This is a genomic window from Paenibacillus sp. XY044 (genome assembly GCF_002257645.1).
GTDB lineage: Bacteria > Bacillota > Bacilli > Paenibacillales > Paenibacillaceae > Paenibacillus_AQ.
Map to the genome: position 1 here is coordinate 115,253 of NZ_NQMO01000014.1, position 18,185 is coordinate 133,437.

An 18,185-nucleotide genomic window follows, 5' to 3' on the forward strand; every position below is an offset into this window, starting at 1 on the left:
ATGTACTCTCTTGGAAGCATTACGCAAATTGATTCATGACATCATCGGGGAGTCGACTTTGATTAATGCGACGTTAAGCCAGCTTCGCAAACGTGAGGGTATTTCTTTCACCAAAGTTCAGATCAAACCCGTGGAATTAAAGAAAAAAGTGCATTACCAGCTGGCTTATGTTCATCCCAACAAAGTAGTTCATCAGAATCTGACGGCTGCAGAGGCCGAGCAGACGATTGTGGAGCTGTTCGAGCAGACCTTCCGGCAGGCGATGATTTGCACGCCCGAGGCGGATTACCAGATACTGATCAGCAAAAAATATAAAGTATCGATTCTGACCAAATCCCCGACCAAAACGACGGCGGATCTGGCGCATAACCGCAAGAAGCAGTACGTGCTGGAAGAAGGGGAATCCGTTCCTTTTCTGATCGAGCTCGGCATCATGAATGAGCAGGGCAAGGTGCTTGCCCGCAAATACGATAAGTTCAAACAGATCAACCGCTTCCTGGAAATGGTGGAGGACATCCTTCCCTCTCTTCCCGACGGCCGCCCGATCACGATCGTGGATTTTGGCTGCGGCAAATCGTACCTGACCTTCGCCCTCTATCACTATTTGGCGGTCCAGGAGCGAAGGGTGCTGAACGTTGTCGGATTGGATCTGAAGGCGGATGTCATCGAACACTGCAGCATGCTGGCGAAAAAGCTCGAATATCAAAATTTGCGTTTTTTGGTCGGCGACATTGCGGATTATGACGAATTGGAGCAGGTCGATATGGTGGTCACGCTGCATGCTTGCGACACGGCGACCGATGCCGCGCTCGAGAAGGCGGTCCGCTGGAACGCACAGGTAATCCTGTCGGTTCCGTGCTGCCAGCATGAGCTGTTCTCTCAGGTGAAGAACGACGCCCTGTCGCCGCTCCTGTCACACGGCATCCTGAAAGAGCGTTTCTCGGCCCTCGCGACGGATGCCATCCGGGCCAAACTGCTGGACTTGATGGGATATAAGACGCAGCTTCTGGAATTTATTGATCTGGAGCACACGCCTAAGAACATTTTGATTCGCGCGGTCAAAGGGAGCAGCGGCAGCAGGGATAAATTATGGCAGGAGTATACCGCCTTCCGCGACTTGCTCAGCGCATCTCCTTACTTGGAGAAGGCATGTGCCGATTTGCTGCCCGAAGGCTCAATCCGGCAAGTTCAGGATAAGAACGGTACCCGCCAATCATAGTAAAACAAGCATCATCAAATACGGCAGACGAGATGAAGCGCAGCTTCCATAACCGCAGTGCACATGACGAAGGCTCGGCTTTCGGGCTGCCCGTTTCGGCAAGTTAGCTTGGGGAAATACTGGCTAACAGAACGAGCAAACGGGAGCGTGAGGCGTAGAGCATGAAGGAGTGTGCACGGTGGATGATGGGGGCTGCGTTGTTTGCCGTTATGGCGGCGGCGGTGTGGCGTTCCGGCCTGTATTTTTCGGCGGATATGTACCCGGTATGGATCGGCTTCGGCCTTTTCTGCGCCGGGGCAGGCGGATGGGGGCTGTATCGGTTCAGTCGGGGAACGGCTGCAGATCGGGCGCTGCTCGGAGGAAGGGTCTGGGCGTCGCCGCTTGCGGTTTGGCTGCTGTGCAGCCCGTTTCTAATGATGCTTCTCTATGCCGTTCATGGGACCATCGGTTCCGTCTCCCTGCTCGGGGACGGGAATCAGGCGCTGCGCTGGGCGCTATATGGATCATTTGCGGCGGTGGCCTGGGTGCAAGGTTCGGCCAAAAGGGGAAGGTTCGTGCTGGCGGCGGTGTGGCACATGACCGGAGGGCTCCTTGCCGTTACCGCGCTGCTTCCGGTTTACGGATGGTTTCGGCTGCCGTATGCCATCACCTATTCGGCTGATCCGGAAATCAGCGCTACCGGCGCGCGGCTGGCGGGGATGCTTCAGTATCCTAACACGTTTGGTGCCGTGATGGCGGTGTTTCTGCTCGAGCGGCTGTTCGCGCTCGGTCCGCTGCTTCAGCGGCAGCCGGCCCCGGCGCCTAGCCGCGTGCTGCTCGGCAGCCTGCCGCTGCTGCCGTACGCCGCCGCGCTCCTCCTCAGCGAGTCGCGCGGCGCCTGGTTGGCGGCCGGCGCAGCATGCGCCGCCGGCCTGCTAGTGGAGCGGCGGCGCATGCTTGCGCCGCTCGTGCTCGCCGCCGCGCCCTTCGCCGGCGCGGCGCTGCTGTACCGCCAGCTGGCTGCGGCCAAGCTGGCAGCGGAGCCGTGGCCCGGCCTGCTCGCGCTGGCCGGGCTGTGGGCCGGCAGCCTGCTCGCCGGCCGCTGGCTTCTGCGCCTGCACGGCGGAGCCGCAGGCGCGTGGCGCCGCCGCCTGGGCATGGCGGCAGGCGGCGCGCTGCTGGCCGCCGGTGCCGCCATGGTCTTCGGCACCGTGCGGGAGCGCATCGTGCACAAGTTCGGCACGATGTCCGCCCGCCAGGCGATGGTCCATGACGCCTGGACGCTGGTGAAGGAGGCCCCCTGGCTGGGCCAGGGGGGCGACACGTGGCGCTTGTCCTACCGCGCAGTCCAATCGTCCCCCTATGTCGGGAGCCAAATGCACAGCGGGTATGTGGATGTGCTGCTGAATACGGGGCTGATCGGATTCGGCCTGCTGGCGGCCATGCTGGCCGCAGCCGGACTGCTGATCTTCAAAAGGTGCCGCCGCCTGCTGCCTTCCTATATGGTGTTTCTTCTGCACGGAGCGGTCGATATCGATTGGAGCTACGGGATCGTATGGCTGCTGTTTTTCCTGCTTGCTGCCCGGGCCGCGGCAGAGCCTTTCCCAGTGGGGAAAAAGACCAGCATTCCTGCTCTGCCGCCGGAGCGCATCCGCAGGCTCGTTCCCGCGCTGCTATCCCTATGGATCCTCATCGCTTCAGGGGGCGCCTGCCTGGCGTACCGCGGATATATGGGCCAGGCCGAGCATATGCAGGCGCTGAGAAGCCAGGACAACCAAGCGGCTGTGACCGTCCTCGCCTCATCGCTGCGCTGGAATCCGGCGGACTATTCGGCCGCCCTGGATTTGGCCGGGCTTGTCGCGCCGACTGCAGCCGAGCCCATACTCCGCCACAGCCTCGCCTATGCGCCGCATCATCCCGGCCTGCTGTGGGCTCTGGCGGACAATGCCGGCCGGCGGGGCGATGCGGGGGAAGCTATTTATTGGATCGGCGCTGCGCTCCGCCAGGATAAATACAATGCAGGGGGGCGAACGAGCAGCCTGGAGTGCTTGCTGCAGCTCGCACGGGCCGAGTATACCGCCGGGCATGAAACGGCGGCCCGGCGCATCGCCCGCTTCGGCGTCGGGTTGTATCATGATTATGCCCGTGTTGCAGAGGATACCCGGCTCCGGGTCATCCGCAATGACCGGGAGTTCGCCTTAACTTCCGAGGCCCGGGAATGGGGCAGGCAGCTTGCGGCTTTGTCCGGCGGGAGGGCCCGGTGGACGGCTGAATAGCCAGAAGGCAGCGGGCTGCCGTTCGCTGCCTTGCTTGCGAGGGGCGCTTCCAGCTGTGTGTATGGACATTCCTTTACCATCTGCATGGAGAGGCAGCCGTTAGGCAGGCGCCTATGGACGGTGCGGTGCACAGATCGAGCGTTACCCGCCGTAAGCGTCGCGGAACGCGCCGCTGAGCCTGCCCGGATCCAGCTGCCACAATTCGGCGAGCTCCGGACAGACTTCTTTGTCCCACCAGTCGCACTGCACCTTACGGTTGCTCCGGTTTTCATGAATCCATAGGAGGTTGCCTACCACTTTGCGGTAGTACATCGCTTCCCCCTGTTTGACCAGATCTGCCGGAATATGCACCTTCATTCGCTTTATCGCCCGGTAGAGCTCGTTGCTGCATTTCCTGCGGATGCCGCGCGCCGTGGGCAGAGCGGCTTTTTTATTTTGCGGGATCTGGGGCATCTGACTCACTCCTTTTCCCACACCATATGCTGCCTATCCCCGGGAAGACACCGGCCGGCGCTATTTGGGCGCCAAGTAGAAGTCATGTCCATCCCTGTGCTAGAATAGCTTTGAAGTAAGATAGTAAACACTAGGGAAGTGGGGGCCGGCGTGCATTTTATATCGGATATCATTAATCAGTTATTTCACTGGATTCAAAGTCTGGGTTATTTCGGAATTATGCTGGGCCTGATGATCGAGGTCATCCCCAGCGAGATCGTGCTGGCGTTCGGAGGGTTTCTGGTGTCGTCGGGCCATATCAACTATATCGGCGCGGTCGTTTTTGGAACGGTTGGCGGCGTGATCGCGCAGCTGTTCATCTATTGGATCGGCCGCTACGGGGGACGCCCGGTACTGGAGAAGTACGGGAAATTTATTTTCATCCATAAGAAACATATCGATTACGCGGAGGAGTGGTTCAACAAATACGGGACAGGCGTTATTTTTACCGCCCGGTTTATCCCGGTAGCAAGGCACGCCATCTCCATCCCTGCGGGAATCTCCCGGATGAATCTCGGACGCTTTACGCTGCTGACCACCCTGGCTGTCATTCCTTGGTCCGCATTGTTTGTGTACCTTGGGTATCTGCTCGGCGACCAGTGGGAGCATATCGACGAGAAGGCGGCTCCATACATTACGCCGATTCTGCTCATTGCACTGGCGCTGCTGATCGTGTATTTTCTGATTAAATGGATAAATAACAGAAGGAAGAGAGGCGTTCACTAATGGCTAAAAATGTGGCGGACTATTTGAACCGCGGGATTTCTCCCGAACAGTTCATAAACGGCATGCAGAAGAACCAGGAGGCCTTCAAGAACGGCTACGAGCAGTTTGCGTGGAACGATGAAGGCGACCGGCAGTTTTTTGAAAGCTTGAAGTTTCGCGACGACCTTCGCGTGCTGATCCTGGCTGCTGATTGGTGCGGCGACGTCGTGCGCAACGTTCCGGTCGTATTCCGAGCGCTGGAAGCGGCGGAGATCCCCGTCGAAGTGTTAATTTTGGAAGAGAATTTTGATCTGATGGACCAGTATTTGACGATGGGCGGCCGGAGCGTGCCTGTTGTTATTTTTGCGGATACGGGCGGATACGTCTTGGGCACTTGGGGGCCGCGTCCGGCTCATGTCCAAAAGTTCATGGTCGAGTTCAAACAGAACAATCCGGACCGGGAAGCTGCCGATTATCAGGACAACCTGGCGGTTACCCGCAAACAGATCGTCGAAGCTTACGGGGAAGGAACGGGCTTTCACGCCTCGATCATCAAAGAGCTGCGTGAACTGATTTCCGGGTTTTGATCAAAACTATGCTGAACATCCGATCCTTTAGCCTCGGGCCGCTGGAAACCAACTGTTATGTCCTGACCGGCGACGATCCCGGCCGTGCCGTCATCATTGATCCCGGCATGAATCCCGCTCCGCTGATCCGGCATATCGCGGGTTTGGAGATTGAAGCCATTCTGCTGACCCATGCCCATTTCGACCATATGGGCGGCGTCGACGAAGTTCGCAAACTAACCAAAGCGCCGGTGTATCTTCATGACCTGGAAAGCGAATGGCTGGTGAACCCGAAGATGAACGGCTCGCAAAACTGGCCGCAGGTAACCCCGCCGCTGACAACCGATCCGGCGGAATACAGCTTGGACGGTGGCCAGGAGCTGCAGTTGATCGGCCGCACGTTTACCGTCTACCATACGCCTGGACATTCGCCCGGAAGCGTCAGCTTTCTTTGCGGAAACGACCTTTTTTCCGGTGACGTCCTGTTCAAGCTTGGCGTTGGACGAACGGACTTGTACGGGGGAAGAGAGAGGGACCTGATTGACTCCATCCAGAATACGCTGTTTACGTTCCCGGATGACGTGAAGGTATACCCCGGCCATGGACCCAAAACTTCGATTGGTTATGAGCGGGCGAACAATCCCTATGTCCGTTAAGGGCTGGAATCGATAGGGAGTCATCATTTTCCGACAATTTTTGAGCAAATTTGTCTGGACAACCGGTTACAAGATTGATACAATGTGATTAATTTAATGAACCTTTTACTTTCGCGAAGCACGCAAGCTGTGGCCCGATCCCGGTTTGCGTTCTTTTATTTTCCGGGACTTTTCATGGGGACGCACTTTATTTTTCTCCATATATATTTTTTCTTCAGCTTTCCATTTACATGTCTATGTTTTTTTAGTAGACTATACAGACAATGAAAGACATACATCTAGGAGGTAGACGATGCTGCAATTAGGGGAGAAAATTGTAATCGTCGCGGACGCCTTTGAGCAGAACCTTCCTATTGGGGAATACGGTTATCTGATTGCCTATGACCGGAACCCGGATAATGCTTTTGATTACGTAATTCGGGTACCGAAGATTAATCGTAACTTTTTCGTGCCATCGAGTGATGTTGAGCCAGAAGAGTTGCTCATACAGCATGAAGTTGAGATGACCACGCGGGAAGCGCTGATCGATTACGCCCTTGCGACATATAACGAGAAGCTGTTTCATCAGATTATGAACGGCGAGCTTGAGCAGGATGAGAAGGAAGAAGAGACTGCGCCTGAAGTGCTCTCCCAGGCGGAATTTATCAAACAGGTAAATCTCCGCGCCTGGATTTAGAGGAGTCGGCTTACGAGCCGGCTCTTTTTTGCATTTAAGGGCGTAAGTTTCGGAGACACGGCATTTTAATATCGGAATAAAATTTCCGCTAAATGCGGTCGGCTTCTTCGAATGCACGTTGATAGACGTTTTTCTTTTAAGGTATACCGGACGTGGCTTTCGGTTAAGGAATGGAATAGGGGTACCGTCCAGCAGGCAATTGGCGAGATCCATTTTGACCGGGTGCATTGAATCTTCCCCGGTTCTACAATATAATTAGAAACGTTATCCTGAGGCTTTAATCCTTTAAACACCAGCAGTCTGCAAGGGCATATCCACGCGTTTTTGCGGCCATGACGCCGCGAATCCCGGGCTGCTTCAGGACAAGGATGCTTCGCTGAATCAGATCCGGATGGAATGCTACAGGGATGCTTAGATAAGAAGGAACAAGGAGGAACCGCTGATGAGTATTACCAATCAAGACGTTCAGCATGTGGCCAAGCTGGCCCGGCTCAATTTCACGCCGGAGGAAGAGCAGATGCTGACCGAGCAGCTGAACGCCATTTTACAATATGCCGAGAAATTGAATGAACTCGATACCGACGGAGTGGAGCCGACGACGCATGTGCTGCATCTCAGCAATATTATGCGCGAGGATGAAGCGAAAGATAGTCTGCCAATCGAGAAAGTTATGGCCAACGCCCCTGAAGAGGAAGACGGACAATTCAAAGTGCCGGCTGTCTTGGATTAGCGGCGAATCATTGAAGGGAGGAGCATTCACTTGAGCCTGTTTAACCATACTTTGCAAGAATTACATAACAAGCTGCATGCCAAGGAGCTGTCCGTGCAGGAGCTTGTTGACCAGTCATTTCAGGTCATCGCCGAGCGGGACGAACGCATCGGGGCTTTTTTGACGTTGAATGAGGAGGAGGCGCGGAATACGGCCCGCCGTCTCGACGACAAGCTGGCGTCCGGTCAGCCGCGCGGCCTGCTCTTCGGCCTGCCTGTCGGAATTAAGGATAATATCGTGACGGAAGGCTTGCGCACGACCTGCGCCAGCCAGTTCCTGTCGAATTTTAATCCGGTCTATGACGCAACCGTGACCCGCAAGCTGCGTGAGGCGGATGCGGTTACGCTGGGCAAGCTGAATATGGACGAGTTTGCCATGGGCGGCTCGAATGAAAATTCCAGCTTCCGTCCGGTCCGTAACCCTTGGGACCTGGACCGCGTGCCTGGCGGCTCCAGCGGCGGCTCGGCAGCGGCGGTGGCCGCCGGCGAAGCATACTTTACGCTGGGCTCGGACACCGGAGGATCGATCCGCCAGCCTGCATCCTACTGCGGCGTGGTCGGATTGAAGCCGACCTACGGCCTCGTTTCCCGCTTCGGCCTCGTGGCCTTCGCATCCTCGCTGGACCAGATCGGCCCGGTGACCAAGAACGTGGAGGACTCCGCTTACGTACTTCAGGCCATCGCCGGCCATGACCATATGGATTCGACATCGGCGAATGTCGATATTCCGGACTATCTGAGTGCGTTGACCGGAGATGTCCGCGGACTGCGCATCGCGGTGCCGAAGGAATATATGGGCGAAGGGATCGACCCGGCCGTGAAGGAGAAAATTTTGGCCGCTTTGAAGGTGCTGGAAGGCCTCGGAGCCGTATGGGAGGAAGTGTCCTTGCCGCATACCGAATACGCGGTGGCGACGTATTATCTTCTGGCTTCGTCGGAGGCGTCTTCGAACCTCGCGCGTTTCGACGGCGTGCGCTACGGCGCCCGTGCCGACCATGCAGGCAGCTTGATCGATTTGTACCACGAATCGAGAAGCAAGGGCTTCGGTCCGGAAGTCAAGCGCCGGATTATGCTCGGCACCTACGCATTGAGCTCGGGTTACTATGATGCCTACTACTTGAAAGCCCAGAAAGCCCGTACGCTCATTAAGCAGGACTTCGACAATGTCTTTGAGAATTACGACATCATTATCGGACCTACCGCACCGACGACAGCGTTCAGGCTGGGGTCCCAGGTGGATGATCCACTGACGATGTATTTGAACGATATTTTGACCATTCCGGTCAGCCTCGCCGGTGTTCCTGCGATCAGCGTTCCGTGCGGGCTGGCGGACGGGCTGCCGGTCGGCCTGCAGATCATCGGCAAAGCCTTTGACGAATCCACGGTGCTGCGCGTCGCCCATGCATACGAGCAGAACACCGAACATCATAAGCTGCAGCCGAAGCTGTAATCTCAGGCGGGACCAGGAGGGAGCAAGAACAATATGTCATCAACCAAATACGAAACTGTCATTGGACTGGAAGTCCATGTCGAACTGCACACCAATTCGAAAATTTTCTGCGGCTGCTCCACCGAATTCGGCGCGCCGCCGAACACGCATACATGCCCGATCTGCCTCGGACATCCCGGCGTACTGCCCGTGCTGAACCGCCAGGCTGTCGATTATGCGATGAAAGCGGCCATGGCGCTGAACTGCACGATCGCCGATGTGAGCAAATTCGACCGTAAAAACTATTTCTATCCCGATTCGCCCAAGGCTTATCAAATTTCCCAGTACGACCAGCCGATCGGCGAGAATGGCTGGATCGATATCGAAGTCGACGGCGAGACGAAACGCATCGGGATTACCCGTCTGCACCTGGAAGAAGATGCGGGCAAGCTGACACATGTCGACGGAGGATATGCGTCACTGGTCGACTTTAACCGCGTCGGAACGCCGCTTGTCGAAATCGTGTCCGAACCTGACATATCGTCGCCGGAAGAGGCGAAGGCCTACCTGGAGAAGCTCCGCGCAATCATGCAGTACTGCGAAGTTTCCGACGTGAAGATGGAGGAAGGCTCCATGCGCTGCGACGCGAATATCAGTATCCGTCCGGTGGGGCAAAAGGAATTCGGCACCCGCGCCGAGCTGAAGAACATGAACTCCTTCCGCGGCGTTCAGCGGGGCCTGGAGTACGAAGAGTACCGCCAGGCGGAAATTTTGGACGACGGCGGCAAAGTTGTGCAGGAGACGCGCCGCTGGGACGAGGCGGCTGGCAAAACGCTGTCGATGCGCAGCAAGGAAGAAGCGCATGACTACCGCTATTTCCCGGATCCAGACCTCGTCAGACTTCATATCGACGAAGCCTGGAAGGAGCGCATCCGTGCAACGATTCCCGAGCTTCCGGATGCCCGGCAGGCGCGTTATTCTTCCGAATATGGCCTTCCGAGTTATGATGCGGGCGTCATTACGTCTTCGAAGCCGCTCGCGGACTTTTTCGAGGACAGCCTGAACTATACGAAGGACGCCAAAGCAGTATCCAACTGGATTATGGGCGACCTTCTCGGATACTTGAACAGTACCGGCCTGGAATTGCCGGCCCTCAAAATTACCGGCCGCGGGCTCGGCGAAATGATCGGATTGATCGAGAAGGGCACGATCAGCAGCAAAATCGCCAAGACGGTATTCAAGGAAATGCTCGAATCTGGCAAGCTTCCTCAACAGATCGTCGAGGAGAAGGGGCTAGTGCAGATCAGCGACGAAGGTGCGATCAAAACGATCGTCGAACAGGTGGTCGCGGCGAATCCGCAATCCGTCGAGGACTTCAAGGCGGGCAAACAGAAAGCGATCGGCTTCCTGGTCGGCCAGGTCATGAAGGAGAGCAAGGGCAAAGCTAACCCTGCGCTTGTCAACAAGCTGCTGGCTGAAATATTGAGCCAATAAAAGCTTGAGCTTCCTCTGGGGCTTGTCCGTGTGACAAGCCTCTTTTATTTAGCTTTGTATTTCATTTTCGCGCATGCGCTCGAGGTGATACCGAATATGATAAACAGACTGTTTCTGGATGACGAGGACATGGTCGATCAGATCTGGCGCCTGCAGCATATGGCTTACCGGCTGGAGGCGGAACGGATCGGGTTTCGCGACATTCCGCCGCTGATGGATACCCATGAAACGATTCGTCAGTGCAAAGAGGATTTTTACGGATGCTTAAATGAGGACGGGGAACTTATCGGTGCGGTAGCGACGGAGCAGGAAGCGCCGGATACGCTAACGATCAGCCGGATGATGGTTCATCCCGATCATTTCCGCAAGGGGATTGCGGGCAGCCTGATCCAGCACGTGCTGGATCTTCATCCGGACGTCCCCTTATTCATCGTGTCCACGGGGACCAAGAACACGCCGGCCGTGGCCCTGTATACCAAGTACGGCTTTGTTCCTTTTGACCGGTATGAGGTAGCCCCAGGTGTGGAGCTGACGACCTTTCACAGAGCGTCCGAATCGTCACAATAAATACCTCAGCAGAATGGGAGAGGTTGAGTCTTGCAGGATCCTTGGTATATCGATAATGTACATATTTTGCTGCGTTTGCTGCTGTCTATGCTGCTCGGCGGATTGGTTGGTCTGGAACGTGAGCGATCCAACCACGCGGCTGGACTCCGAACTCATATTTTAGTGTGCATGGGATCGGCATTAATTATTATGCTGTCCATCTATGGCTTCTCCGAATTCGTTCACGAGGTGAACATCCGGATCGACCCAGCCCGATTGGCATCGGCCGTTATTACGGGGATCGGGTTTCTGGGGGCGGGAACGATTCTATTTACCGGCAAATCCATCACGGGTTTAACGACGGCGGCTTCCGTGTGGGTCGTTGCTGCGGTCGGCCTGTCTGTAGGCGCCGGATTTTACTTCGCGTCCATCGCTGCCACGCTGCTTATTTTGCTGACGCTCGTCGTGTTTAATAAGCTGGAGCAGCGTTATATCAAGGGGAGCAAGCTCCACCTGTTCACCTTCCATGCCGTTTCGGTTCCAGGGCTGCTCGAATCGATATCGGAACTGGTTCAAGCGGAAGGCATCGCCGTCAAAAAATTAATCATTAACGAGCGGAGTACAGCCTCGCCCTTCGAGCTGCAGCCCTCCACCACGACGCTCGAAATTTCGATGCATGTTCTCATCAAACATACATTCGATCCACTGCAGCTGGCTTCGGAAATCCGGAAGCTGGAAGGAATTACAATGGTATCCCTAGACTGACGAAACCGCCGAAAGCTCCCGGGAAACCGGGGGTTTTTGCTTTGGCGGGACGGGTCATCCAGATATTTACCTGTTAAATGGGAGACGGATTGGGGTACTATCAGAAAAAAGGACTCGGCCAGACACGACTGAAGAAAGGAGCTGCAAGTATGCATACTGCCGGACGTCACTCAACCAATTCAGCAGACGAATCGGAGAAAGATAAGCGCCGGTTACGCAGAGGTCCCAAGGCGGAGCGGGGGATCCGGAAACGGCGGCTGTATTCCCGTAAGCGCAAATTTACCGCAGGGCTTCTTGCAGCGATATGTCCGGGACTCGGCCATATATATCTGGGATTGTACCGCAAAGGGATCTCATTCATATTTGCCCTGATGCTGGATGCGTCGGCGCTGCTCTATTTTTCCTCCATCGGGATCCAAATCAACGTTCCCTTGCTTATTTTACTCGCGCTCTTATTTCCTGTGGCTTATTTTTATAGCGTGTACGACGTGCTTCAAGCTGCGGATTATGTAATTTATCACCGGAGAAAGGCTAGGCTTGAGCTGCCGGACGAAGAGGAGGCGGAGCGGGCGCATCCATTTGCTGTGGAACGCAGCATCGCTTTTGGTGTATACCTTGTTGCCGGCGGGCTGCTTATGATCGCCTTTTATCAGAAGCCCAAATGGCTTGGCATTTTTATTGAACAGTACGGACAAACCGCTGCTGCGGTCGTTTTGATCGTTCTCGGCTTGTTTTTCGGGCTTCGGGAGACGCTCCTTTTTTTAAACCAGAAACGTGGAAAATGAACCGCTGTACCACAGCTTGATTCATGGCTGTGATGCAGTGTGGAAAGAGGTGATCGACGACGTGAACCGAAAACCGAAATTACGAGTGGGGCGTTTCACTGCCGTGCTGCTGCTGGTTGTGACCGGCGCACTGCTTTTGACGGATGCGGTTCAAGGAACTGAACACATGCTGCTCCTCCTGAAGTGGTGGCCGCTACTGGCCGTCCTATGGGGTGCCGAATATATCGTGCTGTACTGGTTTATGCGGAAATCGCAGGCACCCAGACATGGGCGATTCCAGCTTGATATTCGCGGGCTGCTGATGGCCGTGCTGCTGTCGGCTTCCGTGTTTGTCGTCACTGAACAGAGCCACTATCTGCACTTGTGGAATAAGGTCAGTTTGAATTTGACGGCGGCTGGCGTGGATTACAGCGAGGCGAAGGGGAAGCGTTTTGACAAGGACCCGGTTTCCATTCCTGTCGCCCTCGAGACTCAGACGGTGAACGTCGACAATATTAACGGCGATATTTTGCTGCAGCGCGGTCCGGTGGATGATATTCGGGTGAATACCGAGATGTGGGTGGATCAGATTACCGGTCCGGAAGCGGATGTGATCGAGCAGGAATCTACGGTCAACGTCAGCGACGGAAGCAACGTTACGATCCAAACCAAAGGCAAAGCCTACGGGCAATCCGGCAAAAGACAACCGCGCATGAACCTGACCATTACGCTGCCGGAAGACCGCCGCTTTAATTTTTCCATCCGGACGATGAACGGCGGCATTACCTTGAACAATGTGGAGGCCATTGAGCAAATTACGCTGGAAAGTGCGAATGGCGAACTCAAGCTGAACCATGTTCTTGGGCAGGTAAAAGGGAAAACGCTCAACGGCGCCGTTCAGGCCGCAAACGTGACCGGTTCGGTCGATCTCACAACCAACCGGGGGAATATGGAGGCGGTGGATGTTTCCGATTCGGTCGCGCTGACATCCCAGGTCGGAAATCTGTCGGTCATTCGGGCCCTGGGTAAAATTAATGTAAACACCAAGAACGGCAACATTTATGCGGACGATATCAAATCTGATTTTACAGCAGAGTCTCTCAACGGAGATATTACCTCAAGATCGAGCACCGTCGGCGGGAACTGGGACATCTACAGCGCTGTCGGGGAGCTTATCCTTGATCTGCCTGAGGAGGGCAGCTACGCCATAGATGGAACGATCAGCTACGGCGATATTCATAACATGTTCCCCGAGTTCGTCGTGGACAAGAAGAGCATTACCGGCCAGATCGGAACTGGCGATTATACGATCCATGTCGAAGGCAACAGCGAGCTGAGTGTGAATAAATATTAAATCAGGATAAACATGGGAGTTTTAACGACTTCTGTGGGGCCCGGTCCGTTGACAAAGCTCAAAAGATAAACGTACAATAAAGTTATTAACGACTATGTTAAAACAAAAAAGGCGGTGGGAATCATGTCTACGCGAGTCCAACATGCACTAGAACAACTGAAGGCAACCGGTGTTCGGATTACGCCCCAACGTCATGCGATTTTGGCCTATTTGATGGAGTCCATGAACCATCCGACGGCGGATGAGATATACCGCGCGCTCGAGCCCAAGTTTCCGAGCATGAGCGTCGCGACCGTATATAACAATTTGAAGATGTTTATGGAAGCAGGTATGGTCCATGAGCTGACCTATGGAGATAATTCGAGCCGCTTTGATGCCAACGTATCGGATCACTTTCACGTGATCTGCGAGAAATGCGGCAAAATTGAAGATTTCATGTATCCTTCCCTGAAGGATGTGGAGCATACAGCAGAACAGAGCACTGGATTCAAGGTCAAGGACTTGAGGATGGAGCTTTATGGGATATGCAGTTCTTGCAAAGAACAATGAGTTTTGAAACGTGCGGACTCCTGCAAAGGATTCTTCACGTTTTTGTTTTTCGGGCAGAGTTTTACGACCATACGGAACATACCGGAAGACATAAATTGAATAAACGACGGAGGACTAGCGAGTGAACAGAAGAAGACGCCGACGCCGTCCCTCAGCGGGGAGGCGCTTTACAATATTCTTGGGCTTGTGCCTTATCATTGCCGGGGCCTATCTGACGGTGACCGAAATTCTCCCGAATCCATTGCATGAAAAGCCGGATTGGCACGGGATGGACAAGCCGATCTTCGTGGAAGGGGAGCTTCAGGCGGAACCTGCTGAAGGAACCGGCGAGCAGTTGATGCTTCCGCTGACGGTACTGCAAAAAGTGGTGGACCCGACGATTCGATATGAATCGGGGACCCGGTCCATCATTATGACGACGCCTGTACGGGTGATGCGACTGCAGACCGGACAGAAGAAAGCGCAGCTTAACAACAAGCCGGTTGAGCTCCGGTTTGCTCCAGAGGAAAAGGACGGAGTCCTGTACATGCCGATTCAGCCGCTCAAAGAACTGTACGGGGTCAACATCCATCAGGATGCCGCTACAGGTGCCGTCATTTTGATGAAGGCCGGGGACACGATACAGATGGGGGCTGCCAAAGGGCAGTCCGATGATAAGGTGAAGCTCCGCAAGGATGATTCGATCCATTCGCCGATTTTGGCTGATATGCGGGGCGGCACCGCTCTGCGGATCTGGAATTCGGAGGGTTCTTGGTATTTTGCTCAGATGGATAACGGCTACAGCGGATATGTGCGCAAGGATGAGGTCACCCTGGGAGACGAAAAGACGGTCGACATTCCATCTCAACCGCCAACCCGGGCGGAGCGGAGCTGGAAAGGCAAACCTGTCAATCTGGCATGGGAAGCTGTCTACCAGAACAAACCCGATCCGGCCGTATTGGACAAACTGGACGGTGTCAACGTAGTCAGCCCGACCTGGTTCAGCATTATCGACGGCAAGGGTAACGTGCGCAGCACTGCCGATATGGCCTATGTCAATAAAGCCCATGCGCGCAAGATGGAGGTATGGGGGCTGATCAATAACAGCTTCGATGCCGACATTACGACGAACGCGATGGCCACGTACGAAACGCGGCTGAATACGATCATCCAGCTGCTGGAGCTGGCGCAGATGTACCAACTGGACGGGATCAATATCGATTTTGAAAATGTAAAAACGAAGGACGGCCCCAATATTACGCAGTTTGTGCGTGAACTGAAGCCGCTGGCGCAGGATAAGGGACTGATCTTGTCGGTCGACGTTACGCCGAAATCGAGCAGCGAGCTGTGGTCCAAATTTCTGGACCGCAGTGCATTGGGCGAAGCCGCAGATTTTATTGTTCTGATGGCTTATGATGAGCATTGGGCATCAAGTCCCGAAGCCGGTTCGGTTTCTTCCCTTCCTTGGGCCGAAGCGGCTGCCCGGAAGATCCTGGATGAGGACGGCGTACCGCCGCAGAAATTGATTCTGGCCGTTCCGCTGTATACGCGGATTTGGTCGGAAGAGGCCAAGAACGGAAAGGTTGAGGTATCCTCCAAAGCGGTCGGAATGAAGACCGTCAAAGACATTTTGGCGGAAAAGAAGCTGAAGCCCAAATACCTGGAAGACGTAAAGCAGCATTATGTGGAGTATAAGGAAGACGGGGTACTGAAAAAAATATGGATTGAGGACGCAGTGTCCTTACAGGCGAGAGTGGACCTGGCCAAGTCGCTCAAATTGGGTGGCGTTGCGGCCTGGACGCGAAGCTTCGGCACGGAAGATGCCTGGAAAGTGTTAAAAGGAATACAGCGTTAATGACCTTATTGAATTTGAACTTATATCCTATACAATAAAAAACCGGTACGGCCTGCGATCAGGTCATACCGGTTTTTTTGTATTTAATGATGATGCGGCGTCGCTTGGGTTCCTTGGCTTTGCTGCGCGGCTTGATGCTGCAGCTCTTCGGGAGTAGTATTCGCCTGATTGGGATCCAGCGTCAGAATCGTACGGCAGAACATGCAGCGGTCGGTTTTTCCGAGCATTTTGGTCAATTTGTGACATTCTGGACATTCGAGCTGCAGCGCGCTGGTCGACAGCATGCCGGCCCAGAAGTATATTCCGAGGCTGCCCATCATGGAGATCAGGCCGATCACGAGACCGATAGCTGCAACCACCTTGCCGGCATGTCCCCAAAATACGATGCCGGCCGTCCCCAGAACCATCAGACCCATACCCAGCATCGTCAGCAGCAGGCCCCAAAGACGGAAAGCGTTAATTTTCGCTTGATTGAAAATCATGAATCTTTAGCTCCTATCATCAAATTTGTTGTATTTACAAAAAGGAACTGACATGGACATGTAGAAGTATATTATAACTGAATTGGCTCATTTTCGCCAAGGAATGCATGGAGGGAGACGTGGATTTGTCCAATTTGTCTTTTTTTTATGGAGAGTCGGTTTATGTCGATGCCATGGGAACCATTATTTTCCGCCAAGAGGGTCATAAATTTGATGGGTCACTACTACATGACTTTGATCTTATTATACTAATCGTTCATAAACAAGAAGATGAAACATTAGCCGTAGAACATACGATGGCAGGGGAACTGCGCTGCCAAGTGCTGCATGTCAGTTTGGAATCACTTCGGCGCTGGCTGGTTGCCGGCGAGAAGGGAGACCTGGTCAAATGTTTTATGGAGGGCGAGATCGTTCACGATCCGTATGCCCGGCTGTCCCAGCTTCGCCAAGATTTCATTGAATTCAGGCAGCCGCTGAGGGAGCGGAAGATGCTTTACGAATTTTCCCATTTCCTGTGGATGTACGTGGAGGCCAAACGCTATATGCAGGAAGGCTTTTATACGGATGCCTACCACAGTGTTCTGAATTCGCTTAAGCATTGGGCCAAGATCGAGTTGATCGAGCAGAAGGTTTTTCCGGAGAAAGCGGTATGGGAGCAGGTGCGTGGACTCAACACAGCCATTCATAAATTGTATGAAGAGCTGACCCAGAGCACGGAAACACTCGCTCAGCGCGTAGAGCTTGTTATGCTTGCTTGTGAGTTTTCAGTCATGTCCAAAATGGCCGAGTGCACGGTGCTGCTGCTGAATATTTTAAGAAGCCGCCCAAAGCCTTGGAGCGTGGAAGAGTTGATCCGGCATCCCGAGCTCGATATGATCAGCAACAAGCTGCCGCTGGTGCTGCGGACTTTGGTCAATCGGTCGTTGGTCTGCGAAACGGCGGTCTGGAGCGAAGGGACGTCCTACGGCAATCAGGGGATACGCTATTCCGCGGAATAACAGTTTTTTAGCGAGTAGATAAGTGAGTGCATATAAGTAAAGAAGGTTTCGGAAGAGAGGGGGATGGTCCCTCTTTTTTTGTTTTCAGGAAGGAAGGAAGCTGCGATGATAATGGTGGTGAATGTCTGAGGAATGGAGGATTAACCGTGCATGTTCATGAAATACTTCTACAGGGGTATAGTTAGAAGAAGATTGGGGAATTTTGAAAAGACGTGTTGATTTTAAAAAGTGGTTGACTCCATTATTATTTTTGTGATAAATTATAACTCGCCCCATTCAATGACGGTTTCCTAAAAACCTGAGAATTCGACAAGATTTTAAAAGCAATCAAAAAAAAGCTTGACGAAAAGATGGGCAATATGGTACATTATAAAAGTCGCCGCTGAAACATGGTGGCAACAACAAAACGAAGTTTGATCTTTGAAAACTGAACAACGAGTGAGTATACATGCGACGGTCTTCGGACCGGAGCAACAAGAGATTAAATCAATCTCGTCAGATTCAAAATGAGCTATATCAACTTTCTTGGAGAGTTTGATCCTGGCTCAGGACGAACGCTGGCGGCGTGCCTAATACATGCAAGTCGAGCGGACTTGATGAGGAGCTTGCTCCTCTGATGGTTAGCGGCGGACG

Annotated in this window: 18 protein-coding genes and 1 rRNA gene; 17 read left to right on the forward strand and 2 right to left on the reverse strand. The window is 54.0% G+C overall.

All coding sequences use genetic code 11. The annotated features are described in order from the left end of the window. Window positions 1-10 precede the first annotated feature (10 nt). Window positions 11-1,219: a class I SAM-dependent methyltransferase gene (locus CJP46_RS33580; protein ID WP_094599965.1), complete on the forward strand. Its 1,209-nt coding sequence runs from the start codon at window positions 11-13 to the stop codon at window positions 1,217-1,219. Window positions 1,220-1,380: 161 nt separating this feature from the next. Next, window positions 1,381-3,474, forward strand: coding sequence for an O-antigen ligase family protein (locus CJP46_RS33585; RefSeq protein ID WP_094599966.1), 2,094 nt, complete (start codon window positions 1,381-1,383; stop codon window positions 3,472-3,474). Between the two features lie 141 nt (window positions 3,475-3,615). Here CJP46_RS33585 and CJP46_RS33590 read toward each other — a convergent pair whose 3' ends face one another. Beyond that, window positions 3,616-3,927, reverse strand: a complete 312-nt coding sequence (locus CJP46_RS33590) for a dehydrogenase (RefSeq protein WP_094599967.1) — start codon at window positions 3,925-3,927, stop codon at window positions 3,616-3,618. A 150-nt stretch (window positions 3,928-4,077) separates the two neighbouring features. Here CJP46_RS33590 and uptA point away from each other — a divergent pair, with 150 nt between their 5' ends. The 13 genes from uptA to CJP46_RS33655 all read left to right on the forward strand — a co-directional run bounded on the left by uptA (window position 4,078) and on the right by CJP46_RS33655 (window position 16,072). Then, window positions 4,078-4,692, forward strand: a complete 615-nt coding sequence (uptA, locus tag CJP46_RS33595; RefSeq protein WP_094599968.1) for an undecaprenyl phosphate transporter UptA — start codon at window positions 4,078-4,080, stop codon at window positions 4,690-4,692. Next, window positions 4,692-5,258, forward strand: coding sequence for a thioredoxin family protein (locus CJP46_RS33600; protein ID WP_094599969.1), 567 nt, complete (start codon window positions 4,692-4,694; stop codon window positions 5,256-5,258). Before uptA ends, CJP46_RS33600 begins: the two co-directional genes overlap by 1 nt. Before the next feature lie 8 nt (window positions 5,259-5,266). Continuing rightward, window positions 5,267-5,893: an MBL fold metallo-hydrolase gene (locus CJP46_RS33605; RefSeq protein WP_094599970.1), complete on the forward strand. Its 627-nt coding sequence runs from the start codon at window positions 5,267-5,269 to the stop codon at window positions 5,891-5,893. 292 nt (window positions 5,894-6,185) lie between these two features. Next, entirely contained in the window at window positions 6,186-6,569 is a 384-nt protein-coding gene (locus CJP46_RS33610) for an ATPase (protein ID WP_076176040.1), read from the forward strand. A 442-nt stretch (window positions 6,570-7,011) separates the two neighbouring features. After that, window positions 7,012-7,299 (forward strand): Asp-tRNA(Asn)/Glu-tRNA(Gln) amidotransferase subunit GatC, encoded by a 288-nt coding sequence (gene gatC / locus CJP46_RS33615; RefSeq protein WP_094599971.1) that lies wholly within the window; start codon window positions 7,012-7,014, stop codon window positions 7,297-7,299. A gap of 30 nt (window positions 7,300-7,329) precedes the next feature. Further along, window positions 7,330-8,787 (forward strand): Asp-tRNA(Asn)/Glu-tRNA(Gln) amidotransferase subunit GatA, encoded by a 1,458-nt coding sequence (gene gatA, locus CJP46_RS33620; protein WP_094599972.1) that lies wholly within the window; start codon window positions 7,330-7,332, stop codon window positions 8,785-8,787. A 33-nt stretch (window positions 8,788-8,820) separates the two neighbouring features. After that, window positions 8,821-10,260 (forward strand): Asp-tRNA(Asn)/Glu-tRNA(Gln) amidotransferase subunit GatB, encoded by a 1,440-nt coding sequence (gene gatB, locus CJP46_RS33625; RefSeq protein ID WP_094599973.1) that lies wholly within the window; start codon window positions 8,821-8,823, stop codon window positions 10,258-10,260. Window positions 10,261-10,356: 96 nt separating this feature from the next. After that, window positions 10,357-10,827, forward strand: coding sequence for a GNAT family N-acetyltransferase (locus CJP46_RS33630; RefSeq protein ID WP_094599974.1), 471 nt, complete (start codon window positions 10,357-10,359; stop codon window positions 10,825-10,827). A gap of 30 nt (window positions 10,828-10,857) precedes the next feature. Continuing rightward, a complete protein-coding gene (locus tag CJP46_RS33635) occupies window positions 10,858-11,571 on the forward strand; it encodes an MgtC/SapB family protein (protein WP_094599975.1) in 714 nt (237 codons plus the stop codon). A gap of 149 nt (window positions 11,572-11,720) precedes the next feature. Then, the gene (locus CJP46_RS33640) at window positions 11,721-12,356 is read left to right on the forward strand and encodes a hypothetical protein (RefSeq protein WP_094599976.1); all 636 of its coding nucleotides are present in this window, start codon (window positions 11,721-11,723) and stop codon (window positions 12,354-12,356) included. Between the two features lie 61 nt (window positions 12,357-12,417). After that, window positions 12,418-13,689, forward strand: a complete 1,272-nt coding sequence (locus tag CJP46_RS33645) for a DUF4097 family beta strand repeat-containing protein (protein WP_094599987.1) — start codon at window positions 12,418-12,420, stop codon at window positions 13,687-13,689. Window positions 13,690-13,812: 123 nt separating this feature from the next. Further along, a complete protein-coding gene (gene perR, locus CJP46_RS33650) occupies window positions 13,813-14,238 on the forward strand; it encodes a peroxide-responsive transcriptional repressor PerR (RefSeq protein WP_076176019.1) in 426 nt (141 codons plus the stop codon). Window positions 14,239-14,359: 121 nt separating this feature from the next. Then, window positions 14,360-16,072: a glycosyl hydrolase family 18 protein gene (locus tag CJP46_RS33655; RefSeq protein ID WP_256992650.1), complete on the forward strand. Its 1,713-nt coding sequence runs from the start codon at window positions 14,360-14,362 to the stop codon at window positions 16,070-16,072. Between the two features lie 83 nt (window positions 16,073-16,155). On the opposite strand, the gene CJP46_RS33660 is transcribed toward CJP46_RS33655, so the two are convergent. Beyond that, complete coding sequence (locus tag CJP46_RS33660; RefSeq protein WP_094599978.1) at window positions 16,156-16,554, reverse strand: DUF2614 family zinc ribbon-containing protein; 399 nt, start codon at window positions 16,552-16,554, stop codon at window positions 16,156-16,158. A 119-nt stretch (window positions 16,555-16,673) separates the two neighbouring features. On the opposite strand from CJP46_RS33660, the gene CJP46_RS33665 reads away from it, so the two are divergent. After that, window positions 16,674-17,552: a nucleotidyltransferase-like protein gene (locus CJP46_RS33665; RefSeq protein ID WP_094599979.1), complete on the forward strand. Its 879-nt coding sequence runs from the start codon at window positions 16,674-16,676 to the stop codon at window positions 17,550-17,552. A 522-nt stretch (window positions 17,553-18,074) separates the two neighbouring features. After that, window positions 18,075-18,185 (forward strand): 16S ribosomal RNA (locus CJP46_RS33670); the annotation flags it as partial.